This window comes from Nostoc sp. LPT (assembly GCF_017115165.1).
In the GTDB taxonomy this organism is placed as follows: domain Bacteria; phylum Cyanobacteriota; class Cyanobacteriia; order Cyanobacteriales; family Nostocaceae; genus Nostoc.
On record NZ_JABXKF010000112.1, the window covers coordinates 1 to 26913 of the forward strand.

Below are 26913 nucleotides of genomic sequence, written 5' to 3' on the forward strand. Positions count from 1 at the left end.
CTCCTTGCACTTAGTTGTGGTTTTGACATTCATATTTCCAGGTGCAAGATGTGAGTAAAGGCACAAATCCTTCAGCAGGGGTGATTTCTCAAGTTGACACGCTGGAATTTACAGGTAGTGGATTGACTGCGAAAAATCTGCAATTAACTCAAAATGGCAACAATCTAGAAGTTACTTTTGAAGATACAAGCAATACCAAAGTCATTCTGCAAAACTTAAAATTAGAAAATTTGGATAACCTCCCAGCATCTGATACCAGACAAGCTATCAGCAATATCCTGTTTGATAATGAGACGAGCATCGTTGACAGTTTTGATGTCTTCGATGCCAACTCCACTCAAACTAACTTGTTTAACAAGAGCAGGGTGACTTTCCTCAATGACCTGAACAATAACATCACGGGTTTTGACTACTCCAACGATGTGATTAATGGTCAGGGAGGTGATGACATCATCGACGGTAAGAGGGGCAATGATTTGCTGCGCGGTGGTACTGGTAATGATACCCTCATCGGTAATTTTGGCGATGATACTCTCGTTGGCGGTGCGGGTGCTGACAGATTCCTTTACGACAACAATTCTAGTGTAGATACCATTAGTGACTTCAACAGTTCTGAAGGTGACAAGATTGTACTGAATAAGACTACCTTTAGTGCGATCGATTTTACTGCCGGAACAGGTTTTTTCAGTTATCCAAGTAATTTTCAAGTCACTAATTTAGGCCAAGCCAGCACAGCCAAAATTGTCTACAACCCTATGAGTGGGCAATTGTTTTACAACCAAAATCGCAGTGCAGATGGTTTCGGCAATGGCGGTCAATTTGCGACTCTGGTTGGTGCGCCAAATCTCTCGGCATCTGATTTTATCGGCCTTGCGTAATTCGCTTGGAACACCAAACTTTGAGTTCCAAACAGCAAACTTTGAGTTGAGAACAGCAAACTTCGAGTTTGGAACAGCAAACTTCGAGTTCCAAACAGCAAACTTTGAGTTGAGAACAGCAAACTTCGAGTTTGGAACAGCAAACTTCGAGTTCCAAACAGCAAACTTTGAGTTAAGAACATCAAACTTCGAGTTTGGAACAGCAAGCTTTGAGTTGAGAACAGCAACCTTCGAGTTGAGAACAGCAAACTTTAATACCATTTTGCACAAACTCGGATAGATATAGATCAATACGGTTCAGTTAAGGCTAAAACTCTGTTATCAAAGTCAATTTTTTAACGAACCGCCAATACCCAGAGAACGCAGAGACAAGAAAGAAATGCTTAACTGAACTGTATTGGTTCTTATTTTTAATTTATGCAAGAAGTCTATTATTCAAGTGAACAAGTTTTGTATATAGTCCTTCGTTGGTTAAGCATGAAAGAAACCGGAACAAATGGTAGTAGCAACAACAGGTAAAGTAAATACAAGCTAAATCAACGAAACCTTTGCTATATCAGAATTACGAATTCCGCCCAGTACTACTAACCTTCAACTTAGGATAAGCAATCCGTTTGTGATGAAATTGCTGCCAAACATCCACAAATATCTGGGCAATTTGTGACATTTCTTCTCGTTTTAGTCCTGAATCAACGAGTTGATTGTCTTGCCATTTGGCACGCAGAATATTATTTAGCATTGCTAAAGCTTGTTCGCTGGAAACATCTTTGAGCGATCGCTTCTCTCCCACAGATTTAGCCGATACTTGCAGCGATCGCAGCGCTGCTTCACAAGAATCTGCTAACATAACAATTCCGGTTTCCCGTGATTGGGGAATTGGGCCATCGTAGCGAAAATCTGCGTCGTCTACAGTTAAACTTGGATCTGACTGAGCCATTTGCTGGGCTTGGTGATGGAAATAAGCAATCAGCATCGTTCCCTGATGTTCTGGAATAAAAGCTTGAATCGCCGTAGGTAAAAGGTGTTTACGTGCCATTACCAACCCTTCAGTTACGTGCTTTTTGATAATTTCTGCACTCTTCCAAGGATCTTTAATCTCTGTATCGTGTTTATTCGGCCCGCCCATTTGATTTTCAATAAAGCCAAGAGGGTCGTGCATTTTGCCAATATCGTGATATAGTGTTCCAGCCCTGACTAGTTCAACATTGCATCCTAATTCTTTGGCAGCAGCTTCAGCAAGAGTGGCTACAAGCAGCGTATGTTGAAAAGTTCCCGGAGTTTCAGTAGCGAGTCGTTTTAATAAAGGGCGGTTAGGGTTCGCCAGTTCTGCTAGGCGAATTGGGGTAACTAAATCAAAAACTTTTTCTAGATAAGGACTCAAACCCAAGGCGATAACACTCCAGCCTAAGCCGGATAAAGCAAATAATCCTGCTTCTTGGAAGACAATATACCAGGTTGAACCAAATACTTGACCAATTAAGATTTTAACAATCAGGTAAATGCCACCCTGAGTTAAAGCGATCGCAACGCCTAATAATGCCAACTCTTCACGCGATCGCAATCGTTGGGCAATGTAACTACCTAATATTCCTCCTCCTACACCAGCTAAAAGCGCAGCCTTGCTCATATCCAAGCTAATGACTAATATTGGCAACAGCAAGCCGACAACTGTTAACCCTAAAGTCGGGCCGTAAAAGCTTCCCAACAATAAACCAAGAGCGCTCCAGGTGGTATAGGGCAATCCGATCATAATCACTCCTGGCACACTCAGAGTTAGCAATAACACCAGTAGGCGATCGCGTTGTCGCAATTCGTAATCAATATGGCGTTCTACCCAGACAAAAATGCCAATAGCGATCGCAATAACGCCTCCTAACTTCACCAACTCCTGCCACTTTACCTGCCGGCGAACCAGGTGATAATGCTCCAGTACCTCAAAGTTCCATGCAGTAATCTGCTCTCCTTTTTTGACAATCACCTCACCATGCCGTACCTTCACCATCGCACGTGGCACATCAGCCGCAGCCTTTTGAGCGTTTTGTCTAGTTTGTTCTTCATCTTTTTGCAGATTCGGCTTGAGTACAGCTAACAACAGGTTTTTTGCCAAAGTTTCAGCCGATTCTGGTACAAAGGTCTGTAATTGTAAACTCACCGCATCTTGCAAGATATTTTTTGGCAGTCCCTGTGGGATGCCTTGGGTGAGAATCCGCTTTAGACTTTGATGGATTCCCATTTGTGTTTTTTCCCATTCCACATCTGATAAATCCAAAAGTAGAGATTCCTCGTATACTGCTTCTGGGGTAAGAGTCTTTAACTGTAAAAGTTTGGCAGTAGCTTGGGTATATTTTTGGCGTGTTTGGGAAATTTGGGCAATTAGTAAAGACAAGCTTTTCTCAGAAGTTATCAGGCGGTAAGATTCTAGTTCTGCTACAGCTTGAGTAAAATCAGTGTTTTGAGAAAAATCTACTGGCTGTGTCTTTTCTAGACTCTGGGTATCAGATTTAGATGTGATGCGTGGCTGGCGTTTCTGATTGGGTGCAGCTATGGATGATGGACGGGATGCAGGGGTGGTTTGTCCGATTCCCTTCTGCTGCTGATTTTTACTATTTTCTACAGCCGATAGCAATGCTTGCCATTCCAACTCAGAACAAGAACGGAGGTAACGTTGGGTAGAGATGGATAAAACGACAGAATCAAAAAAAGGAAAAGCTCCAGCAACAGCGCGAATTTCATTGCCATCATTTAGAAGTTGTTGCAAATTTTCGTTAATCTTTTCGTTGATTCGCGCATCAAGCATTAACACCTGTAAGGAGCTTGTACTGACAGCTTTGCGCTCGGCTTCTGTTTTTTTCTGATCTTCGATGCTAGCTGTGTAAGGTGCTGTAATCGTTTGGGGCGCGGGATGTCCTATTTGGAGTTGAGTCTGATTGTATAATTTATGCCCAATAATACCTGTGAGAGACACTACAGCGATCACCAAAATCACCGAGTAACGCTGTTTATATGCCCAATTTAAAGCGACTACATAAATGCTACTCTTAATTTTGACAGATTTTGCCTTTGAGTTTAGCGCTCTTTCTTGTTTTCGGCGTTCGCTTTTCTCATTAGTTTTTGATAAAAACAGGAATACATTCTTGAGCATAGTCCTTAGTAGTTCCCTTCTATGGGTTTTACCTTTGGGACTTCTGATTAACTTTCCCTTACGGCGTAGTGTTTTGTACTGTCGCCGCCAGTGAGTCAATTGCTGGTTCAAGAACTGCAAAAATTGATGCATTTTCATTATCTCTACCTGCAATTGCCGACTTTGATAGTTCAAAAAAAGACAATCATCAGGAAAGTTCGATCTGCGGCGGCTGCAACTCGGTGGCGGGGCTTTTTTATTGCTGATTTGCCACAATAGCTAACTACAGAATCAGTCCAAGGGTTTACTGAAAAATTCTAGTATATGAGACTAATACACTCTGGCGGAAGTTTGCCAACCTTTAACCCCTTATCTGGTTAATTTAAGATTAACGCGACCGAATAACGCGAGGAGCTGCGTAAACTGAAAGCAAAGCCACCTCACATCCCTCCTCTGTTAACTCTTTTGGGTTTAAGGTAAGATTATACACTCCTGACCACACCCCCACAAATGCATCGGTCAATTCTAACATTTGGGAAAAGCTAGTTAGTCCCCATGCTGGAGAATTCCTCTGCAAGAGCAGGACTTGCCAATTTACAGGAATTCCGCCTGTACCGTTATATGCTCCCGACAAAGCACCAGTAATTGCACCTGTAGCCTGTGAGCTTAGAAGCGTAGCATCTTGCACTTTAGCCTGCAAAACTGTCAGGCGAAAGTCTTCCAAGGTACTCAAAAAGCAGTAAAATGCCATAGCAATAGTGTTACTGAGTTTTTCTTCCTTAGCAAACTCAGCTTGCGTCGTTGATAATCCAGCCCCTTGCTCTAGTAAGTTCTGGACTCTTAATAATTTTTTTGGTATTGATGTCGGTGTTTCTCCGATAAAAGAAATTGTCTGTGGGATAAGAGTTAGAGGATCAAGTTTTTCAGTTAGGGCAAGAGCGATCGCATATCCTACTGCTAGCGTTCCATCCTTGATTACTGGGTCATCCTCCCAGATTTTCAACACACGCAGCAAGTTTTGTCGGAGCTTAATCGGATTTTCGTGAAAAAAAAGTGCTACTGGTAATGTTGCAATAATTATTTTTATTGAGATGTCATCAGTTGCTACTAAATGAGGAGATTCTTCTTGCTGACGCTCTATCCAATCATCTAAATCTAATCTACCCAACGCAATCAAACTCTGGATACCCAGAACTGGCATTCTGCCTAAATCTAGGTAACTCTCAAACTCTACTTTACCATCGGAAGCTAAACTTCCCCCCAAGAATGCTCCGAGTAAAGTTCCTTTAAACCGACTTATAGGAGAGTAACGCATAAATTATGTAGTTAAAAGTGAGGAATGAGAGTTAATGAAATATTACTAATTCCCAACTTTACTACCAACTACCAATTTCTAACTCCTAACTCCTAACTCTTAAATGATCTATCAAAGCTTGTAAGCCCAATAAGTAACTTTGAACGCCAAAACCACTTATTTGCCCGATCGCAACTGGGGCGATGTACGAATGATGGCGAAATTCTTCCCGGCGGTAAATGTTACTCAGATGTACTTCCACTGTGGGCAAATTAACAGCAGCGATCGCATCTCGCAAGGCCACACTTGTGTGGGTGTATGCTCCTGCATTAATCAAAATTCCCTGATGTTGCCCTAACGCACCATGAATAGCATCTACCAAAATTCCTTCATGATTTGACTGCAAAGGAAAAACTTTCGCCTGTAATTTGAATGCTTCTTCTTCTAACAGGCGGTTAATTTCAGCTAGTGTCAACGAACCATAAATTCCTGGTTCTCGCTGTCCTAGCAAATTTAAGTTTGGCCCATGCAGTGCCAGAATACTTAAGGGTTGCAACGTCGAGTTTACCACTGTGGGGTTAGTGGCGACGGCGCGAGCGATCGTTCACAGGAATCGGAATCAGTTCCGGTTCCGGTTCAGCCTCTGGCCCTAATAGGCTTTCGATTAGCCTACGAGCTAATTCCTTAAGCTTTTCCAGCACCTTTTCTATATAGTCCATGAACTGATCGCTCCTGAGATACTACCTCAATTTTTGATTAACAGGTACGCAGAAAATGACATACTTTCGCACCTCTGGCTTCCAATCGGGCTGATACACAATCCCGTATTTGGGAAATAAGCCACTTCTAAAATTTAGTGTTGTGTTTTCCCTTACTTTTTAGAGTATCACACTTAAACCTACTGAACTGTATCCTATCAAGGATGGATATCAAGGGTCAAGAGTTAAAAATCGCACTTTAGATAGACTCTTGAGTAGGAATTTTAGATTTTAGATTTTGGATTAAGAGAATTTTGAGATTTATGCCTCGTCCATTATGGGCGAAATAAATCTAAAATCTCAAAGACGCTCGGTCGTCGCTAACGCTACGCTATCGTAAATCTAAAATCAAAAATTGCTTGACTTGTCACTAGTACAGCTTGGCGGAAATAAACATACCATTTCAAATGGCGCAAGAGCTTGGAATACAATTATGCGTGACTTTTGAGTTTTGACTTTTGACTTTTGAATTCCGCCTTGCGGTACTAGCCTTCTGTGCCCTTTTTCTTTGTAGCGGTTGTTGATGATTTAGCAGTTGACTTAGATTTGGAAGTCGTTGATTTACTCGTTTTGCGAGTCGATTTCCCGGTCGATGCCTTAGCTGCCAACAAATTCAGCGCCGCCGCTAAGGTTACATCTTCTACCGTTTGACCTTCTGGGATACTGACATTAGTTTTGCCATGCTTGATATAAGGGCCATAAGGGCCATCGTAGATATTAATTGTTTCCCCGTCCTCTGGATGCGTACCCAATTCGCGCAAGGCTGCTTTGGACTTGCTGTTGGTGGAACTGCGTCCCTTTTTTGGTTCGGATAACAATTCCAGTGCACGTTCTAAGCTAATTGTCAACACATTGTCAGCAGCTTTCAGAGAGCGGTAGTCTTTCCCCTCCTTACCCTGGTCATGAACCACATAAGGGCCAAAGCGTCCCAAACTTGCTTGAATTTTGCCGCTAGTAACTGGATGAACTCCTAATGTCCTGGGTAGTGCCAACAGACCAACAGCCATTTCCAGGGTAACGGTTTCTGGGGTGACACCTTTGAGTAGGGAGGCTTGTTTCGGTTTGGGGTTTTCGTCGGTTTTGTCACCCAATTGGACATAAGGCCCATAAGCACCAATTTTCACATAAATTGGTTCGCCAGTTTCGGGATGGCGACCTACTTGGTCAGGGCCAGTGATTTTTTGTCGCAGCAATACTTCTACCTGTTTGGGGTCGAGGTCAGCTGGTGTCAGGTCTTTGGGAATTGAAGCGGTGATAACTCCTTCACCATTTTCGACTTCAATATAAGGGCCATATTTACCAATGCGGACTTTGGCATCTAGATTCTCAAGTTCTACAGTCCTAGCTTTGGTGGCATCAATTTGACTTTCCCGTTCTTTTACCAGGGTTTCTAGCCCTTTATCTCCCAGATAAAATTGCTGCAAGTAGGGCAACCATTTCGCTTCACCTGTGGCAATGTCATCGAGGGTTTGCTCCATCTTCGAGGTAAAACTGGGGTCAACAATGTCTGGAAAATGTTTTTCCAGCAAGTCGGTGACGGCGAAAGCGGTGAAAGTGGGAATGAGAGCGTTAGTCACCAAATGGGCATAACCCTTGTCGATGATTGTGCCAATGATGCTGGCGTAGGTACTGGGACGACCGATACCTTCGCTTTCTAAGGTTTTCACTAAAGTTGCTTCTGTGTACCTAGCTGGCGGTTGGGTTTCGTGCCCAACAGCTTCTAGCTCTGTACAATTTGGACGATCTCCCACTTTCAGATTCGGCAAAATTACTTCCTGGTCTTCCAGTGCTGCTTCCGGGTCGTCTGAACCTTCAACGTATGCACGTAAGTATCCTGGAAATTCAATCCGTTTGCCAGAAGAACGAAATCCAGCGTCCTCCACTTGCAATTGCACGGTAATTTGAGTTTGGCGGGAATCAGCCATTTGACAGGCGACAGTCCGCTTCCAAATCAAATCGTAAACGGCAAGTTCTCGACCGCCCAAACCAGTTTCTTGGGGAGTGCGGAAGCTGCTACCCGCTGGACGAATTGCTTCGTGCGCTTCTTGTGCGCCTTTGGATTTGGTAGTGTATTGCCGGGGTTGGGGACTGAGGTATTGTTGACCGTAAAGCTTTTCTACACAACTGCGAGCAGCTGCGATCGCTTGATCTGACAAATGCACCGAATCTGTCCGCATATAAGTAATATACCCTTGCTCGTACAAATTCTGGGCAACCCGCATTGTGTCACGGGCTGAGAGGCGCAGTTTCCGGTTAGATTCTTGTTGCAACGTCGAGGTGGTGAACGGTGGCGACGGTTTGCGCGTCACTGGGCGTTCCTCAATATCGTTAACACTCCAGGTTTTCCCAGTTAGGCGTTCCTTGAGCGCTACCGCTTGTTCTTCGTTGAGCAGCAAGACATTACGACCTGCGGTAATTTGTCCAGTCGTGGCGTCAAAATCACTGCCGTTAGCGATTTTGGTTCCTGCCAATGTTACCAATTGGGCAGCAAAGGGGGTTTTTTCCTTTGACAAACTAGCTTTCAAATCCCAGTACGTACCCTCATGGAAGGCGCGGCGTTGGCGTTCCCTAGTGACTAAAAGCCGCACAGCTACAGATTGCACTCGGCCAGCAGATAATCCCCAGGCGATTTTTTTCCATAGCAAGGGAGACAGGGTATAGCCCACCAGTCGATCTAAAATCCGCCGGGTTTCTTGAGCACGAACCAACTGCTCATCAATATTGCGGCAGTTTTTCAGAGCTTTTTTAATCGCGTCTTGGGTAATTTCGTGAAACACCATCCGCTTAGTCGGAACTTTTGGCTTCAGCAATTGGTATAAATGCCAACTAATGCTTTCACCTTCCCGGTCTTCGTCCGTTGCCAGAATCAGTTCATCTACATCCTTGAGGGCATCTTTGAGCTGGGTAACAATTTTCTTTTTGTCTTTCGGGACAACATATACCGGTTCAAAGTCGGCGTCCACATTTACCCCTAGCTGCGCCCATGTTTCCCCCTTGACGGCAGCGGGAATTTCACTAGCCGACTGGGGTAGGTCACGCACATGACCCATAGACGCCTCCACCCGATAGCCTGATGGCAGGTAGTTGCGAATGGTACGAGCTTTGGTTGGAGATTCGACGATGACGAGGGTTGACATGGAAATTTCAATAAAAAGAAGAGCTACTAAGCTAAACAGTCAAATTGAAGTAACTTTTGCAAATTGTCAAGATAAATGGTCACGCTTAGGGCGGTGATTTAATCCTCACATAAACTGCCTGCTTGGGAGAAAATCCGCTGAACTTAGGGCCCAGTCTGTCCCAGAGGATAAATGAGGGTACGCTGGGTCTGAATTTCCAGCTATTTCAATCTTTAACTTATCTAACGCATAATTGGCGACTACAGTTTTCAAAATATTCTTTAATTGGGTATGGGGCATGGGGAATGGAGAGTGGGGAGCAGGGGAGCGGGGGAGCAGAAAAGAAGTAAGTTGCAGTAAGTTTTTCCCCTCTGCCCCTTTGCACTTCTGCCTCTTGTGCCCAATCAATGCTCAATGCCCCACTCTAATAGAGCTTGTGCCAAAATTAAATCAAACTTGAGAGCAAAAGCGAAGTGGGATTTGTACCCATGTCAGGAAAGCAAAATCATGCAACCAATTCGTCAGGGTGATGTTATCTTACTACCTGTGCAGCAGGTTGAAGGACAAAAAATACCCCATTTAACTTTGGCAGAAGGCGAAGTTACAGGTCACAAGCATCATATTACTGAGGGAAATGCAGAATTATCTGAAAAATATAGCACCCTATATTTACGTGTTATTTCAGAGTTGGCATTGCTAGCTCATGAGGAGCATAAAGCTATTTCTATTCCCCAAGGTGACTGGATGGTGAAAATTCAACGGGAATACGAGCCTGAAGGTTGGCGTTATGTCGCTGATTGAAAAGTTAACGCCTGAGCAAGAGGCTTTGATTCGAGTTTATCGGGAAAAGTGGAGAGCGATCGCGCTTTCAACTGAGCGGATTGATAAAGAAAAGGTGGTAGAAGCGGTAAAAATTGGGTATATAGCAATTCGTAAACAAGAGCCTAAAATTATATTTTGTGATAGCCCGTATGCTGGTCTTAAAATTGTAATTCAGAAGCGACTAAAACATCGATTAAATATTGAATTTAATAACCAACTTTTGTACAAGTTTAGAAATGAATTACGTAGCCAAGTTGCATGGCAGCTACAAAGCCAACTAATGGCAGAAATACTTACTGTCGTACTACCAGATTTAACTATATTAGAAGACACATTGAGAGTTGAATTAAAAACTCAACTTCTACTCACAACAAATCTTCGTAGTCCTTGGTTCAAAGCTCAGTTATATTCAAGCACGTGCAGTTGGGTAGATTTTTATATTTCGGTATTAAATTGCTCTTACAACCAAATACAATGGCAAGCTTTACAGTCGCTACTAAAGTATTGTAGTTGGATTCTGCCTTACGAAAATATTTGTATTGTCTGCGATCGCCCCCTTCACCTGCGCTTCGACAATCAAAATCGCCTCCACGCTGAAGGTGAACCCGCCATTGAATTTATTGATGGATATAGCCTATACTCCTACCACGGCGTAACCTTGCCTGAAAAATACGGTAAAAGCCACCCGCAGCAATGGCAATCTCAATGGCTTTTATCAGAGGAAAATGCCGAACTACGGCGAGTACTAATTCAAGGTATTGGTTACGCCAGAATTTGCCAAGAACTACAAGCTATTGAATTAGATAATTGGCAAGAATATACAGTATTAAAAATTGATAACAATGTGGATATCGAGCCGATTTATTTATTAAAAATGACTTGTCCTAGCACAAGCTTTATTCATGCCTTGCGAGTTCCACCAAGTATGAACTCAGCACGTGAAGCGATTCGCTGGGTTAATTGGGGAGTAGATCCAGAAGAATTTGGTGTGCAAACATAATTGCTTAAGAGACTTTCCCCATTTATAACTGGTTAATCGCTACCTAATTTCTTGATAAAATCTCCATGTTCAGCAGACTGCAAACCTGTTTGTAAAACCTTCAACACACCCTGCATATTACCTGCTAATAACTCCGTCGCCGCTAACCACAACCCTGGAAATACCCGACTTCGCAAAACGCCTTCATTGTCAAGTATTAATTCCAGATATTCACCCTGTTCAAGAGAAAACCAAGTCAATTTTTGGTCTAAAACTTGCCAAACAATATATTCTTTGACACCGTTGCGACGATAAGCCTGTTTTTTGCCATGAAGATCAATAGCCGCACTACTAGCAGCAATTTCCACAACTAACTCTGGCGCACCTTCAATATAATCATCTTCACTCAGCCGCGTTTGACCACCTGCTTCCGGTACAATCAACAGAACAGCATCGGGTTGAGGTTCGTTATCTAAGTCTAAGCGGACGGTAGGTTCAACTCCCAATGCTACACCAGAAGTCGCAGCTTCGTAAGTACCAAGCCATGTCAAAATCCAACCATGCGGTTGACCGTGACTTCGGAAACGCAGAGCAGCAGGCATAATATAGACAATTCCTTCGGTTAATTCAGCTTTTTTCAGGTTAGGAGTGGCATTATAGCGACGCTCAAATTCATAGCGGGTGAGCTTGTCGCCATTTTCCAAAGGAGGAATTGTCCAAGGCTGAGAGGGTGTTTTCACCATAATTGTTGTGAAAATGAGCTTGTGTACATGTTAGCGAATTAGATAAAAACGCAACTGACTAAGGAATGAGAGATTATAGCGGTTCTCGTTTAGATGCAATACACTTTGACCTCTCTCCTAAAAGGAGAGAGGCTTTGAATTTTACTCCCCAACGCTAGTAGGGAAGGGACTGGGGGTTAGGTCTAATTTACCGAAATATTAAGATTTTTTTACAAAACTAACAGGAATGTTGTTTAAAAAGATAGCCGCATCTCAAGCAGTAAATAGGTTTCACCCATATCGCCTCCCCTAAAACCCGCAACAAACCTTATTTTTTTTCAGCCAGCAGGTTTGAGAAAATCAGAAACGATTTAATAATCAAGCAGCTATAAGTAGATGGGCTGAATTCAAAGATAATACCTCTCTCCAAACCTCTCCCCTTCTTTACCAACGGCACGCTGGGCGATGCCTACGGCGGTAAACTACGCACAGAAGGGGTTGATGGTAAGCTCTATCTTATATTTTTTACGCCCACTTACTTAGTTATTTGAGTTTAAAAGGGAGACACAGACATGAAATTGGCTTACTGGATGTATGCTGGCCCAGCCCACATCGGCACTCTGCGAATCGCTAGTTCTTTTAAAAATGTTCATGCGATCATGCACGCCCCCATTGGCGATGACTACTTTAACGTCATGCGCTCGATGCTATCACGGGAGAGGGATTTTACTCCGGTGACAACCAGTGTCGTCGATCGCAACGTTTTAGCACGCGGCTCTCAAGAGAAGGTGGTAGATAACATCGTCCGCAAGGATGCCGAGGAACACCCAGATTTGATTGTGTTAACTCCCACCTGCACCTCCAGCATTTTGCAAGAGGATTTACACAACTTTGTCGAACGGTCGCAGTTGGAAGCAAAAGGAGACGTAATGCTGGCGGATGTGAACCACTACCGCTACAACGAACTGCAAGCCGCCGATCGCACTTTGGATCAAATTGTCCAATATTACATCGAAAAAGCCCGGAAGCGGGGCGAATTGGCTGAGGGCAAAACAGCAAAGCCCTCGGTTAACATTATCGGTACTACCACCCTTGGTTTCCACAACAATCACGACTGCACCGAACTGAAACGACTGATGGCTGACTTGGGAATTGAGGTAAATACCTTAATTCCCGAAGGTGCTTCGGTGAAAGACTTGAAAAAGATGTCCCAAGCCTGGTTTAACCTAGTACCTTACCGCGAACTCGGTTTGACCACAGCCCGTTACCTGGAAGAACAATTTGGCACACCTTATATAGACATTACTCCAATGGGTGTAGTGGAAACTGCCCGTTGTATTCGCAAGATTCAGCAGGTAATTAATGCTCAAGGTGCAGAAGTTGACTACGAAAACTTCATTAATGAGCAAACCCTCCATGTCTCTCAGGCTGCTTGGTTCTCCCGTTCGATTGACTGTCAAAACTTGACTGGCAAAAAAGCTGTGGTGTTTGGTGACAATACCCACGCCGCCGCCATTACCAAGATTCTGGCGCGAGAAATGGGGATTCATGTTGTTTGGGCTGGAACCTACTGTAAATATGATGCAGATTGGTTCCGCGAACAAGTTAGCGAGTATTGCGATGAAGTGCTAATTTCCGAAGATCATGGTGCAATTGGGGATGCGATCGCTCGTGTCGAACCCTCTGCCATTTTCGGCACGCAAATGGAACGCCACGTTGGTAAGCGCTTGGATATTCCTTGCGGCGTAATTGCTGCACCAATCCACGTCCAAAACTTCCCCATTGGTTATAAACCATTTATGGGTTACGAAGGCACGAATCAGATTACAGATTTGATCTACAATTCCTTCACTTTGGGAATGGAAGATCACCTATTAGAAATCTTCGGTGGTCATGATACCAAAGAAGTTATTACTAGGGGAATTTCTGCTGATTCTGATTTGAATTGGACAAAAGATGGTCAAGCAGAATTGAATAAGATTCCTGGATTTGTTCGCGGCAAAGTGAAGCGTAATACTGAGAAATTTGCCCGCGATCGCGGTTTCAAGGAAATCAATGCTGAGGTATTGTACGCCGCGAAAGAAGCTGTCGGGGCTTAGTTTAGCGGGTTAGCTTATATTGCTTTAAAGTGAGGAGTCAAAAATACTCCTCACTGTTTATAAAGCATTATTTAAATTCACAAATAATTTTACATATACTTAATAGACGAAATATGTATAATAAAACTTGATACCTTATACCTTCTTTCTACATTTATGAAGTTTATTCAAGTTGGTGATCGGCTTATTAACTTAAGTGCCATAGCCATTATTGAGCTTTCTGAAGATAAGATTACTATGCTATTAGCAAATTCTACTCAAGAGCGTCTTGAGTTTTCTGGGCAAATAGCCCAAGATATCAAAGATTACTTTAATAATCAAAAATTAGTGGATATAGTACCACCACCACCAAGACCACCTCTAGAAGCAGTATAAAAATTGGTATTATGACTAAATTATCTACATTCATTCATACAGAAACAACACTTTTCATAGTGTTAATTATATATTTTCTCAATCTTTATAATATAAATCTAGTGCAGCACCAAGAAATTTCATTGCGATCGCGGTTTCAAAGAAATCAACGCTGAGGTGTTGTACGCCGCCAAGGAAGCTGTAAGGGCTTAGTTTCGGGATTAGCAAATTTTGATTAGTGGCGTTACTTAGACATAACGCCCTTACTATTATCAATAATTGTAAAGATAATCCTCAGGATTGCTGAGGTCATCCACATAGCCGTAATCCATAGATTTATCATAAGCTTCTTCAGTAAAATAGCCTTGGTTATAAGAATTATCAATTTCCTCAGCATCAAAAAATTTTAGTTCTGATAAATACCTATTATCAGGTTTAGATTTATCAGAGTGTTTAAATTCTCCATTAGGAACAGAGTTAATATTTTCTAATATAGTTTTTGCTAAATTTCTGTTATAGATTTTTGGATCGCTATTAGCAATTTCTTGAATTATTGGAAATGCATATTTAGGCAGGTTGATTAGAGAAAGAGCTTTTAAAGCGTATTGCCTAACCTGTGGTGCAGGGTAAGTTAGATTATCTAATAAAAGACGAATAACTAAAGCGGAGATATTTTTGTAACTATTGGCAAGCTTGTGTATCGCTGAAGCAGCTAATCTTTTTTCGTCATAGGAGCTTTTTTTAGAGAGATATGGAATAAGATAGAAAATCGCTTCTTCTCGATTTGATTCCCCTAACTCAAATGGAGTCCATTTAGCCAGCTTATCAGGTTGGTTATTTTCACAAAAAAGTTTTGCAGATGTTTGAAAATCTTTAATAGCTTCTTCCTTTTTTTTTAATTTATAGTAACTCTTTCCTCGACTGTAGTATGCTGCAACTAGGTTAGGATTAATCTGTAATGCTTGGTTAAATTCTTTGATTGCTTCTTGATACTCTCTAAAGTGTAAACGAACTCTTCCACACTGATAATGCTGAGTAGCGTTATTGGATTGTAGAGGTAAAACTGTACTATCTACTCCTAATAAATATTGACGAATTTTTTCTAGCTGACGATTAGCATTTAAATATTTAGGAGTTATACAGAGTGCCTGCTTTAAGTCTTCAACTGCACCATCATAATTGCCTATTTCAGCTTTGGTGATGCCTCTATAGTAATAAGCATGGGAACTATTAGGATTCAGACTTAATGCTTCATTCAAAGCCATAATTGCTCCTTGCTTATCTCCATTCTGAAGAAGGTCTACTCCTAAGTTAAAAAAATGAGCAAAAGCTGAACTCTCTGGCATGGCTACACCCTCTAAATACACATCTACATTTTATGTTTTAGATTTATTGGGTAGCCTCATAAATTATACGGTTTAAAGTTTATTAATATATGATATATACATGGCAGTTTAAAGTGATTCTACTAATAAAGATTAAACTTATGGATGATTATTGTCATCTGATAAAATCAAGGACTAATTATGCGCTGAAGTCCAGTCAAAACAGGTTCATACTCGTCAGGTGTCAAACTCCTGCGATAATCAACAATACGGTTAACATCTAAAACTCTGACTTGATCTAATAAAGCAATAGATGGCGAACTTAATCCAGCAACTCCTGCTGCAAAACGTGGATATAAATCTGGTGAGGCGATTGCCCACGTTTGCCCTCTATCAGTAGTCATGGGAATTACAACTATTAACGAAAAGCGAGGTATCCCCAAGCGGTTTGGGAACCCTACAACAATTGCAGGTCTATAACCTTCTTGCTCACGACCTTGAGGGTTTTGTTGAAGAAAACGTGCTGTTACAACATCCCCAAACTGTAAAGAACGAGTTGTCATTCTTCAACAATCACTACTCCCATCCCAGGAATATACTTAATAGGCAAACCTTTATTTAGTTCGCCAGGTTGCCAATCATAAGGTTCATAGCTACCCAAATTTGATAAGTCAGTCTCTAGCCATCCTGCATCAGATTCTTCATCTAATTCTTCACTGACTACAGATAACTGAGATTTTTGATAATTCTCCTTTCGCCATTCTAGAAACTGTACGAAATCTAGAACTTCCTGCTGTGCATTGTCTGGAAGGCATTCTAGTTTTTTCAAAATCTTTTCTTTGAGAGAATCCATGCTTGCAGCCACGATGTTTACTGAACAGTGTAACTTATAGGTTCTATCTTTCAGAATAGGCTTTTTTGTCAGTTTTGAATTAGATATGACTTTACAGATAATTTTAGTTAGTTTTGTTACATTGCTTAAAAAATAATGCCTACGGCGGACTGCGGCTACGTACCTCGAACTATTACAAAAACTTAGTGCGATCGCTTGTATTTTTCTCGCAATTGTGGCAAGTAATTATAACTGTTCACACCAATAAATTTAATAATGTTAGTTCGGTTTTGTAATAAGACTGAAAAGCAAGAAGCTTTTCAGTCCGTGATAATTTGTTGCACAACTGCGGTAACTGGGACTTAATTTAGTTTTTGTTTTTGGATTTGTTCCCATTGCCCTTGAATACTTTGTAATGCCTTCAAGGTGCGATTTAAACGAGCTTTTTTTAACTCAGGAGTCTCTTTTTGGAATAAACTCGGAGAATTTATTACTTTATGTAGTTCAGATTGGGTGGAATGCAAGCGATCGCTCAAACAGCGTTCAAAGACTTCACCATTACCACTGCTCACATTTTCTACTAATTGGCGATATATATAGTCTTTAGAACTGATTTGACTATTGATATCAGTATTAACAATTTCCTCGATTAACTTGTGGTAGCAGTCAGATAAGGAATCAGATAGTGGGGCCGGCGTAGGTTCTGCTAGATTATTTGTTTCAGAAGTAGAGGGATCGGATATTTCTTCTTTAGTTGGCGTTACGAAAGTTTCCTCAGAACTAGGGGATTCTTCTTTAGTTGGTGTTGGTAAAGTTTTCCGAGAATTTGTAGGTGAAGAATTTGCTTTAGAATTAGATAAGTAATAATCTGCTAAAGAGCCGCAGAGAAACTCTTCACGAAAGCGGTTTATTTTGGCAAGTGACTGGATTTTGCGGTAACGACGTTTCTGATACCATAAACCAGAAATGAGTAAGCCTGCGATCGCTCCTATGCCAACTCCTGTAATAGCAACTTTGGCGTCTTCTAAAGCTTGATTTTGTTGCCCAGATTTGACAGTCGCATTGGAAGATGCACTTTGAGCAATAGCATAGTGACTCGCTGAACTTAGCTGCACGCTAGTAACGATCGCCGCAGCCGACAGTATAAATCTAAATACTAACTTTGATTTCCACATAATTTTACAGGTTAAAAATATGTTGTCTATTTCTGGAAACTAACCGCCTCCCCAAGGAGTGAATAGTTAAGAATCAAACTAACTAAATCCCTCTTTTACGAAGGAAGTTCCACTCCACTCATATAGAAAATCAACTTTGTCAACAATAGTTTACGGAAGATGTTCTTATTTTTTAACATTATTTGTGCGTCTAGGAATCTTGACAAAGCCATATATTAATACCATTTCTCAAAGTATCTGTATGAGGTATTTCGTAAAATGGTGATAATTTATAGCGATCGCATAATCAAGCAGTATTGAGTTCGCTAGGCAATAGTCGAGGATGTGCGATCATCACGAGGCTCTTTGTTGGTATTACATATTACTAAGCCTCAAGTCTATGATGACATGAAATTGTTAGTGCAAAAGCAGAAGTTGGCATAGATGTCATCAGTGCGTCATCGATTTAATTTCTCTGTGTGCAGTTTTATTTATAGAATAGGTGCTGTTTATAAAGCAGATTGAACTCATTTGGAAAGTTGTTATTTATTTTACCTCCAATCAGCTTTTGGAGTTACCGTACTACTTGAGTAAAAGTGTTACGTCAAGTTATCTGTACTAGGTGCGATCGCAAAGAGAAGTTAACACTCAAGGCTATCTCAAACCTTTGGAGCGAGGTTAAAGGGTTCTGTAGTGCGAGCGTTTTTGTCTTTATTCATTCAGAGAGGTCACATCTCACAGATGAGGTGTGGTACAGGTGGAGGCTCAGTGTTAAGCCTTTGTTGAACTTGATAAATATATTACTTTATAGCGATACATGCAGCGATCGCATTCCTTAACGTAGAAATTTACTGATAAATAAAAATTCAAAGCGAACAAATATCACAATACAAAATTATTACTTCGGGAATCTAATAGGGAGAATAACCCACTACAGCTTTAACCGATGTGTCTCCGGCAACGAAGTAATAAAAGCATCAAAAAAGCATCGCAATTTCGCGTATTAAAAAAAAGCAGATGCATGTTACTGTTTTAATTTCATTGTCTTCCCTTCGGGACTTTCCCTATGCATCTGCACTATTTACACCCCCAACACCTTGAAGAATTAGTCAAGAGTAGTGGTATAGACTTACACTTAGTGCATCTCAATTTTAGGTCGCTTCAAGGTGTAACAGCTTATGAGTACCTGTTGATTTCTGAGCTACTCCCTCGCACCAATACTGGAATGGTGAAAAGTAGTTGGTTGCAGCGTTATGCTCACATCACAGAAGGTGGTTGGTGGTGTTCGGGACTAGACCCTCTGAATAATTGGCAAATGATGGAATGGGGATGCTTTAAGCCAAACCAACCCCGACAAAATCACAATGGCAAGTCCATCAAGTACGAGCATCCCCCAAGCACACCAACGCGAGTGTTTTGTTTGCGGGTAACTTTGCAAGTCTGGCAGCAAGTCGCTGGGCGTTACAATCTGGTCATGCCTGATAATATCACCATTACTCCTGATGGCGAAGTTGGAGGCTTTTGGCAATGGGTGATGCAACAGAATATCCCCCTGATCATCTGCGAGGGTGTAAAAAAAGCAGCCACGTTGTTGACACAAGGATATGTAGCGATCGCCATTCCCGGAATTACCAGTGGTTATCGGGTTGTGAAAGATGAATTTGGTAAAGTTACCCGTCGTCAGCTAATTCCCGATTTAGCAGCGTTTGCAATTACAAAACGTAGCTTTTACATTTGCTTTGATTTTGAAACTCAACCCAAGACAATTGCTGCTGTAAATAATGCTATTTCTCAACTTGGTTGTTTATTCCAGCAAAAAAATTGCCCTGTAAAAGTCATCGAACTTCCAGGAATAGAAAAAGGGGTTGATGAATTTATTGTTGCTAAAGGTGCAAGTAGTTTCGAGAAAGTTTATCGCCAAGGTGTTGATTTAGAAATTTATCTTGCTCAAACCAAACCCCACACTGAGTTAAGCATTCCTGCTGCATTCACCTTCAACCGTCCATATATAGGTGAAATACCTTTCCCCACCTCTGGATTAGTAGGAGTCAAATCAGCAAAAGGAACAGGAAAAACGACAGCACTACAAGGCGTTGTTCGGCAAGCGAAAACTAAAAATAAACCTGTTTTATTAATTACTCACAGAATCTTACTTGGACGATTCTTGTGTGAAAAAATTGGTATTCAATGGGGAACACATAAAGAAGATGGAGAAAAAAGGATTGATAAAACACTTACCCCCGCTCCTCCTATCCTCCGCTCTCTATTTCCTCAGCAATCCCTCGGCTTGTGCGTTGATTCGATTTGGAAACTTAACCCGGAAAATTGGCGAGGGGCAATAGTAATTTTAGATGAAGTAGAGCAATCTTTATGGCATCTGTTAAATAGTAATACTTGTAAGCATAAACGGGTAAAAATATTAAAGTTATTCCAGCAACTCATTGCGACAGTTTTAACAAGCGGGGGGTTAGTAATTGCCCAAGATGCTGATTTATCAGATGTTTCTCTTGAATATTTACAAGGATTGGCAGGAATTAAATTAACACCTTGGGTAATTCTCAATCAGTGGAAGCCTCAACAAGGTTGGGACGTGACTTTTTATGATTCGCCAAACCCAACACCGCTAATTCACCAACTAGAATTGGATTTACTTGCCGGACGTAAATGTTATGTTACTACCGATAGTCGAGCTGGGCGTTATAGTTGTGAAACAATTGAAGGATATCTGAAAGAGAGGCTACAAAAATTACGGCGACAATTTCCTAAAACTCTGGTAGTTAGTAGTCACACTACAAACACACCTGGCCATGCGGCGGTTGATTTTATCGCTGCGATTAATCAAAAAATATCTGAATATGATGGCGTTTTTGTTACCCCTAGCCTTGGTACAGGAATTAGTATTGATGTCCAACATTTTGATCGAGTTTATGGAATTTTTCAAGGGGTAATTCCTGACTCGGAAGCAAGACAAGCGCTAGCAAGAGTCAGGGATGATGTACCGCGTGTTATCTGGTGTGCTAAACGAGGTATTGGTCTAATTGGTAGTGGGAGTACAAATTATCGCTTGTTATCTGATTGGTATCAAGAAAATCAAAAAGAAAACTTAGCTTTGCTGAGTCCCCTACATAAAATAGATGTAGATTTACCCTTAGTTTACGATCCGATTCATTTGCGAACCTGGGCAAAGTTATCTGCAAGAGTAAATGCTTCTATTCGCCTCTATCGGCAATCTATGCAAGATGGTTTAATTGCTGATGGGCATCAAATTCAGGTGCGGAGTAATGCGGTTCACAATAATATTATTCGAGATTTACGTCTGGCTTTTTTAGCAACTGATGCTGATGATTTAGCTACCCGCAAAAGATTAATTTTAGAAATTGTTAAGGTTCAAAAAGATTGGGCACAAAGTCGTCAAAAAGCTAAAGAAATTAAACGTAAAATAAAAGAAATTAAGCAGCAAAATCAACTATCGTTAGCAACTGCTGTAGCTAATGCCAAAGATATCGATTATATAGAATATGAGCAGATGTTAGTTAAGCATTCCCTAACTGATGGAGAACGTAACCAAATTAACAAATATATTCTTAGACAAAGATATGGTGTAGAAATTACTCCTTGGCTGAAATTGCAGGATGAGCAAGGATATTATCGTCAACTGTTAATTCACTATTATTTAACTCACGAGAGTGAGTACTTTCACGTTAAAGACGAGCAAGAGTGGCATCAGCAATTGTCTTGGGGTGAAGGAAAAGTTTTTCTCCCAGATTTAAAAACTTATACGCTCAAAGTTGAAGCTATGAGAGCTTTAGGAATCCTTCAGTTTCTCGAATCGAAACGAGAATTTACTGAGAACGATCCAGATTTGATATTGCTGAAAAATATTGCTTTTCAGCATAGTAAACATATTAAAAGAGCGCTTGGGATTAATTTAGTCGGCGAGAAGGAGCAAGTTTCAGCAATAAAAATACTCAGCCGACTGCTAAATTTATTGGGTTTGAAGCTTAAGCGAGTTAATGAGGTTTATCAAATTGATTTAGAAACGCTATATGATGGCAGAGAGAAAATATTTGCTGTTTGGCATCAACGAGATGAGTTGATGTTGGCTTATGTTAAGAGTGTTGGTTATGAGTTGCCTGATTATTCTTCAGACTGGAAGTTTGAAATTCTACAAACGAAGTCTGAAAAGGTAGACCAAAGGTTATCTACGTCTACTTTTACATTATCCAAGATATAGGAATTATAACTTATTTTTAAGTATTGTGAACCGCAAATAACCAACTTTGTAAAAGTTATTGGTAATCATTTATTTGAAAGTTTGTAGTATTCCAGTAGACCTTATACCATTATAAAATTTGTTTCAATTATGCAACCTGAGCTATCGTTAAATTATGGGCAAATAAGTTTAAATTTAGATATTGAGGATTGAGGACTAGTTATGTTCAACTACAATCCGTTAGACTGCCTACCTTCATCGGCAGAATTACCAGATTCAGATAATACCCCTGTGGATAACGAACTCCAAATATTAATTCCTAACTTATTGTTAGCCATCTTAGCCTCGATTTGGCAAAACCGCGATGACTGGTTTTTCGGTATTAACATGGGTGTTTATCATACACCAAGTATTGGAGCTATAGTTCCTGATGGTTTCTTGAGTTTAGGTGTAGAACGTTTTGTTGGAGAAAATGGACGTTCTAGTTATGTTTTGTGGGAAGAAGAAAGCATTGCACCAATTTTAGCTTTAGAAGTTGTTTCTCAAAGTTACAACGGCGAATACGAACAGAAAAAAATTGATTATGCCGAATTAGGTATTTTGTATTATGTCATTTATGCACCAACTCGCCTCCGGCGGAAACGTCAACGCTTAGAAGTTTATCGCTTAGTTGAAGGTAAATACATTTTACAACCAGGTGATAAAATTTGGATGCCAGAAATTGGTTTAGGTATTGGGCGCGAACAGGGTACTTATCAAGGAAAGACGCGGGAATGGTTATATTGGTATGATGAGCATGGTAACAGATACTCAACGCCTGAAGAACAATTGCAAAATCTGTTAGCCAGATTACAACAGCAAGGAATTGACCCAAACACGCTTTAAATAGTTGATAGTTAACTGCTAATTAATCATTACAGAAGATAATTAAATATGAAAGTTACAAAGAACATATAGTGATGATTGGTTAGTCTCTGCTTTTAAATAAACCTCGTTGCAACAGGTACAATAGTAGTTAGAATGATTTTCAAAATATATCGTTAACAATCGCGATGCTTTAGGCTAGAGAATGTCAAAAGCTTAAAAATTATATGAATGCTGAAGATTTTTTCAACCAAGGATTAAACCACAATTTGCAAGGTAACTATCAAGCAGCGATCGCAGCTTATACCCAAGCAATCAAGCTAAATCCTGATTATGCCGAAGCTTACCATAATCGAGGGCTGATTTTAAGTGGTCAGCTCCAAGATTATCGCAATGCGATCGCTAACTTCAATCGCGCCATCGAAATCAATCCCAATTTTGCCACAGCCTATTACAACCGGGCTAATACTCGTTACTTTTTAGTCGATTATCAAGGCGCGATCGCAGATCATAACGTAGCATTACAATTAGATCCCAATCTGGCGCAATCTTACCACAGCCGGGGGAATGCCTACTTTGCTTTGGAAAACTACGACAAAGCGATCGCAGATTATATCCAAACAATAGAAATGAGTACCCAATTAGCTGATAATATCAATATTGATATTGCTAATGCTTATCATAATCGGGGCGTAAATCGTTTTGAACGTGGCGAGCGTCAAGAAGCGATTGCAGATTTTCAGCAAGCTTTACAATGGCATCCCCATTTTGCCGCAGCTTACAGCAATCGGGGTAACATCCACCATATTTTAGGAAATTATCAGGAAGCGATCGCTGACCACAACCAGGCATTACAATTAGATCCTAACTTGGCGGAGGCTTATCATAATCGAGGTAATGCTCACTACGCTTTAGCAGATTATCAAAGGGCGATCGCAGATTACAACCACGCCCTAAAAATCAATCCAAACTTTGCTGGAGCGTACTATAATCGGGGTCTGGTGCTTGCTCACCTGAAAAACTATCACGGAGCAATTGAAGATTTTAACCAAGCATTAAAGCTGAATCCTGATGATGTGCAAGCTTATTGTGAGCGGGGTCTGGTTCGTAGTACTCTTGAAGATTATCAGGGTGCGATCGCAGATTATGACCAAGCGTTACAAGAAAATCCGACTCTAGCTTTAGTATATGGCTTTCGCGCTAATGCTCGTCGGCGATTGGGAGACTATCAAGGTGCAATTGAAGATAGCAATCGCCTTTTACAACTCAATCCTAATTTAGCTGAAGGATATTGCGATCGCGCCGCGGCTCGTCGTTCTTTAGGAGATCATAAAGGAGCAATTAAAGATTACGATCAAGCATTGCAGATTGATGATAATTTAGCCGCAGCTTATTATGGTCGAAGTATTGCTCGTGAAGCTCTGCAAGATTTACAGGGAGCAATTGATGACAACACTCAAGCTATAGAGCTTGTTCCTGAATTTTCCCAAGCGTATTGCAATCGGGGAAATGCTCGTCGTCTTTTAGGGGATGAACAAGGAGCGATCGCAGATTATAACCAAGCATTAAAAATTAATCCTGATTTAATTGAAGCATATTACAACCGAGGTTCAACCCATTATGCTTTAGAAGAATATGAAAGTGCGATCGCAGATTACACCCAAGCTTTGCAAATAAATCCCCAATCTGCTGCATTTTACAGCGATCGCGCTAATGCTAGCTATGCCCTAGAAGATTATCAAGGGGCAATAGAAGATTACAGTCGAGCGATCGCCATAGACCCCAGCTTTGCCGAAGACTGGTATAATCGTGGTCGTAGCCGTTCTCTGTTGGGAGACTTACAAGGAGCGCTTGCAGACTTAAACCAAGCCTTACAGCGTCAGCCTAATTGGGCTTCAGCTTACATTCTTCGGGCAGATGTATATCGGAATCTGGGAGATTCTCAAGGAGCAATTAGAGATTTTCAGAAATCCGCAGACTTATATTACCAAGAAGGGAATATTCAGTATTACCAACAAATTATTGAACTAATTGAACAGCTTTGAAGAACCCCACCCCGCCAAAGCTGTGCTTTGTCTCCACTCCCCGCTTGCAGGCAGGGGATTAAGGGGTGGGGTGCAATGACTGTGGGAATCGCAACTAAATTATACAGACATGATATTATTCAAAGCGAAAGCGTTCCATGAAGCGGCGGTCAATCCAATCTTTGTAATACCACAAGAGTTTGTGGGGTGGTAAAGTAAAAGTGCCTCTGGTTGCGCTAGCTCGTTTGTCTCCTGTACCAATTAAACTCAAATATTGTTTCTGTGGTCTATAAGGTTTGAGTGACTTACCTAATAAAATTCGCTGCAAATTCTCAAACAAAGGTTTACCTTGCCTAACAGCAAATACCCCAGCTTTCGGACGTGGATGATTTACCATTGTGGCAATGTCACCAGATGCAAATACCTGCGGGTGCGTTTGAGATTGCAACGTGTCTTCTACCAAAATAAAACCTTGCTCATCAGTTCCTAGTCCAGCGTTTTTTAACCATTCGGGTGCTGATGCTTGTGTTACCCAAAAGATTTTATTGCACTCTACTGTCAAACCAGATTCACATTTTATTTCAAATACTTCTTTAGTTTCCTTGGGCGTTATAGATGCGACTTTACATACAGTTTCCCCAAGATGTAACTTAATACCTCGGTCAGTTAAAATGTGCTGAAGTTGATGCCGTACTGATTGATGATAATTGGGCATCAGTTCTTGTCCACGCTGGAATAAATGAATTTCTCGGTTTTGAATAGGTTGTTGACTTTCATCGAAAATCCGATGTAAACGAGATTGCATTGATAGCGCTAATTCTACACCGCCAGCGCCTCCACCTGCGATCGCAATCCTAATTGGTTCTTGAGGATTTTTACCTACGGTTTCAACTAATTCATGCCAATGCTCTAATAGCTGCGATACTGGTTTAGCTGCGATCGCATATTCTGCCGCACCTGATACAGATATTGTAGCCGGAGTGCTGCCAATATCAATAGACAGCACATCAAAATCTACCACAAGTCCGTTAGCACAGAGAACTTTGTTGTTTCTCAAGTCAAGGGCAACTACCGTATCAATATACAATTGTGCTTGAGCAAAGTTCGCCAAGGGTCGCAAGTCAATATGGCATTCATTGTGGCTGTAAAATCCGGCAATATGTCCTGGTAACATCCCAGAGTAGGCTGTCTCTGATGCTGTGGTAATCAGTATCAAACGTACTCCTGTCAATGGTTTGATGCCGAACATTTTCATAACAATAGCATGGCTGTGACCGCCACCAACTAACACCAGATTTTTAACTATTGGTTGTATACTTTGTTGAATTTTAATAGTCATTTTTAGTTAATCAATGATTATAAACAAATCAAAATTATCATGATGATGGTTAATTGTCAGTGAAGACTAAATGGTTGAAAATGGCAAGAGTCTGTATATGCTTATATCTATTTACTCCAAAGTTATATTTTCGATTTTGTTGGTTACATTAGGAGATTTAAGTACTAACTATGTATGAAACAATAGCAGACACAAATAAATCATTCAAAAAATAGATTAGTGTTTGAATTTATTTTCATTAATTATTAATGCTTTTAATGCCATGAAAAACATTTTATCAAAAAATCACATCCAGCTATCGAAAATATTCCTGTGGATACCTGCTTTCCAGGAACAAGTTAAACAAAATCAGCATCAGTCGCTAAAACGACGTTTAAGAATAGCAAGTGAACAACTTGGAAATAATACTATAGAAACCAGTGTAGCTGTAATTAATGATTTAGAACAAATTGCTCATAGTCATCCACAATACCACTGGACGATCGTAGACATTCTTACTACTTTTGTACGAAAAAATGCTCCTTATATGCCTCAAGAAGAAGTAACGAGCAACCTATCAACAAAAGTTCGTGTGGATATTCAAGCCGCGCTGACTGTTATCGCCAGAAGAGATGCAAACAAAGACCCAGTAAATGAGCAACTTGATTTGAGCTTCACGGATATGAGAGGAGCAAACTTGAAAGGGGCGAATCTACAACAGATAAATCTCTATCAAGCTAATCTAGCTGGGGCTAATCTCAGAAAAGCTAATCTAGCGGGGGCAATACTTAGTGCAGCTAATCTAGAAGGAGCTAATTTATATCTAGCGAACTTAGAAGGAGCAATCCTCAGTGCAGCCAACCTTTCTGAAGCTAACCTTTCTGGAGCTAACCTGCATCGTGCTAGTTTATATCTAGCTGGCTTGCATGGGGCAATTCTCAATAACACCATACTCAATGGCGCAAACCTCAGAGAAACTAAATTCTCTGAGTAATATCATATTCGCTTGATTATTGATTCAACCCTAAAAACTTCACCCT

General features: G+C 40.9%; 23 protein-coding genes. 11 read left to right on the forward strand and 12 right to left on the reverse strand.

Going from position 1 to position 26913, the window contains the following annotated elements; translation table 11 throughout:
* Positions 1–50: 50 nt before the first annotated feature.
* Positions 51–878, forward strand: a complete 828-nt coding sequence (locus tag HWQ58_RS21450) for a calcium-binding protein (protein ID WP_366838370.1) — start codon at positions 51–53, stop codon at positions 876–878.
* Entirely contained in the window at positions 871–1158 is a 288-nt protein-coding gene (locus HWQ58_RS21455) for a hypothetical protein (protein ID WP_292866928.1), read from the forward strand. The genes HWQ58_RS21450 and HWQ58_RS21455 overlap by 8 nt, the downstream gene beginning before the upstream one ends.
* 282 nt (positions 1159–1440) lie before the next feature.
* On the opposite strand, the gene HWQ58_RS21460 is transcribed toward HWQ58_RS21455, so the two are convergent.
* From HWQ58_RS21460 to topA, 5 genes are all read right to left on the reverse strand, one after another.
* On the reverse strand, positions 1441–4158 hold the full coding sequence (locus tag HWQ58_RS21460; protein WP_292866930.1) for an HD family phosphohydrolase: 2718 nt from the start codon (positions 4156–4158) through the stop codon (positions 1441–1443).
* Positions 4159–4387: 229 nt separating this feature from the next.
* Positions 4388–5314: an ADP-ribosylglycohydrolase family protein gene (locus HWQ58_RS21465; protein ID WP_292866932.1), complete on the reverse strand. Its 927-nt coding sequence runs from the start codon at positions 5312–5314 to the stop codon at positions 4388–4390.
* 85 nt (positions 5315–5399) lie between these two features.
* On the reverse strand, positions 5400–5849 hold the full coding sequence (gene aroQ / locus HWQ58_RS21470; RefSeq protein ID WP_292866983.1) for a type II 3-dehydroquinate dehydratase: 450 nt from the start codon (positions 5847–5849) through the stop codon (positions 5400–5402).
* Between the two features lie 22 nt (positions 5850–5871).
* On the reverse strand, positions 5872–6012 hold the full coding sequence (locus tag HWQ58_RS21475; RefSeq protein WP_012410890.1) for a hypothetical protein: 141 nt from the start codon (positions 6010–6012) through the stop codon (positions 5872–5874).
* Between the two features lie 524 nt (positions 6013–6536).
* Entirely contained in the window at positions 6537–9188 is a 2652-nt protein-coding gene (topA, locus tag HWQ58_RS21480; RefSeq protein ID WP_292866934.1) for a type I DNA topoisomerase, read from the reverse strand.
* Positions 9189–9674: 486 nt separating this feature from the next.
* Between topA and HWQ58_RS21485 the strand changes: the two genes are divergently transcribed.
* Together HWQ58_RS21485 and HWQ58_RS21490 are read left to right on the forward strand one after the other, a co-directional pair.
* The gene (locus tag HWQ58_RS21485) at positions 9675–9968 is read left to right on the forward strand and encodes a hypothetical protein (protein WP_292866936.1); all 294 of its coding nucleotides are present in this window, start codon (positions 9675–9677) and stop codon (positions 9966–9968) included.
* Positions 9955–10989, forward strand: a complete 1035-nt coding sequence (locus tag HWQ58_RS21490) for a DUF6745 domain-containing protein (protein ID WP_292866938.1) — start codon at positions 9955–9957, stop codon at positions 10987–10989. The genes HWQ58_RS21485 and HWQ58_RS21490 overlap by 14 nt, the downstream gene beginning before the upstream one ends.
* Positions 10990–11021: 32 nt before the next feature.
* Here the strand turns inward: HWQ58_RS21490 and HWQ58_RS21495 are convergent, their stop codons facing one another.
* Positions 11022–11711, reverse strand: a complete 690-nt coding sequence (locus HWQ58_RS21495; RefSeq protein ID WP_292866940.1) for a Uma2 family endonuclease — start codon at positions 11709–11711, stop codon at positions 11022–11024.
* A 551-nt stretch (positions 11712–12262) separates the two neighbouring features.
* Between HWQ58_RS21495 and bchB the strand changes: the two genes are divergently transcribed.
* Together bchB and HWQ58_RS21505 are read left to right on the forward strand one after the other, a co-directional pair.
* Complete coding sequence (gene bchB / locus HWQ58_RS21500; protein WP_292866942.1) at positions 12263–13789, forward strand: ferredoxin:protochlorophyllide reductase (ATP-dependent) subunit B; 1527 nt, start codon at positions 12263–12265, stop codon at positions 13787–13789.
* Positions 13790–13945: 156 nt separating this feature from the next.
* Entirely contained in the window at positions 13946–14164 is a 219-nt protein-coding gene (locus HWQ58_RS21505; protein WP_292866944.1) for a hypothetical protein, read from the forward strand.
* A 78-nt stretch (positions 14165–14242) separates the two neighbouring features.
* Here HWQ58_RS21505 and HWQ58_RS21510 read toward each other — a convergent pair whose 3' ends face one another.
* The 4 genes from HWQ58_RS21510 to HWQ58_RS21525 all read right to left on the reverse strand — a co-directional run bounded on the left by HWQ58_RS21510 (position 14243) and on the right by HWQ58_RS21525 (position 16333).
* Entirely contained in the window at positions 14243–14371 is a 129-nt protein-coding gene (locus tag HWQ58_RS21510) for a hypothetical protein (RefSeq protein ID WP_292866946.1), read from the reverse strand.
* A gap of 44 nt (positions 14372–14415) precedes the next feature.
* Positions 14416–15489: a tetratricopeptide repeat protein gene (locus HWQ58_RS21515; RefSeq protein WP_292866948.1), complete on the reverse strand. Its 1074-nt coding sequence runs from the start codon at positions 15487–15489 to the stop codon at positions 14416–14418.
* 167 nt (positions 15490–15656) lie between these two features.
* Entirely contained in the window at positions 15657–16031 is a 375-nt protein-coding gene (locus HWQ58_RS21520) for a type II toxin-antitoxin system PemK/MazF family toxin (protein WP_292866950.1), read from the reverse strand.
* Positions 16028–16333, reverse strand: coding sequence for a DUF2281 domain-containing protein (locus tag HWQ58_RS21525; RefSeq protein ID WP_292866952.1), 306 nt, complete (start codon positions 16331–16333; stop codon positions 16028–16030). Before HWQ58_RS21525 ends, HWQ58_RS21520 begins: the two co-directional genes overlap by 4 nt.
* Before the next feature lie 101 nt (positions 16334–16434).
* On the opposite strand from HWQ58_RS21525, the gene HWQ58_RS21530 reads away from it, so the two are divergent.
* Positions 16435–16596, forward strand: coding sequence for a hypothetical protein (locus tag HWQ58_RS21530; RefSeq protein WP_292866954.1), 162 nt, complete (start codon positions 16435–16437; stop codon positions 16594–16596).
* Positions 16597–16662: 66 nt separating this feature from the next.
* Here HWQ58_RS21530 and HWQ58_RS21535 read toward each other — a convergent pair whose 3' ends face one another.
* Positions 16663–17475: a hypothetical protein gene (locus HWQ58_RS21535; protein ID WP_292866956.1), complete on the reverse strand. Its 813-nt coding sequence runs from the start codon at positions 17473–17475 to the stop codon at positions 16663–16665.
* 1045 nt (positions 17476–18520) lie between these two features.
* On the opposite strand from HWQ58_RS21535, the gene HWQ58_RS21540 reads away from it, so the two are divergent.
* The 3 genes from HWQ58_RS21540 to HWQ58_RS21550 all read left to right on the forward strand — a co-directional run bounded on the left by HWQ58_RS21540 (position 18521) and on the right by HWQ58_RS21550 (position 24576).
* Entirely contained in the window at positions 18521–21688 is a 3168-nt protein-coding gene (locus HWQ58_RS21540) for a plasmid replication protein, CyRepA1 family (RefSeq protein WP_292866958.1), read from the forward strand.
* A 201-nt stretch (positions 21689–21889) separates the two neighbouring features.
* Entirely contained in the window at positions 21890–22552 is a 663-nt protein-coding gene (locus HWQ58_RS21545; protein WP_292866960.1) for a Uma2 family endonuclease, read from the forward strand.
* Positions 22553–22758: 206 nt separating this feature from the next.
* A complete protein-coding gene (locus HWQ58_RS21550; RefSeq protein ID WP_292866962.1) occupies positions 22759–24576 on the forward strand; it encodes a tetratricopeptide repeat protein in 1818 nt (605 codons plus the stop codon).
* 115 nt (positions 24577–24691) lie between these two features.
* Here the strand turns inward: HWQ58_RS21550 and HWQ58_RS21555 are convergent, their stop codons facing one another.
* Positions 24692–25882: an FAD-dependent oxidoreductase gene (locus HWQ58_RS21555; protein ID WP_292866985.1), complete on the reverse strand. Its 1191-nt coding sequence runs from the start codon at positions 25880–25882 to the stop codon at positions 24692–24694.
* 274 nt (positions 25883–26156) lie between these two features.
* Between HWQ58_RS21555 and HWQ58_RS21560 the strand changes: the two genes are divergently transcribed.
* Positions 26157–26867, forward strand: coding sequence for a pentapeptide repeat-containing protein (locus tag HWQ58_RS21560; RefSeq protein ID WP_292866964.1), 711 nt, complete (start codon positions 26157–26159; stop codon positions 26865–26867).
* Positions 26868–26913: the final 46 nt, after the last annotated feature.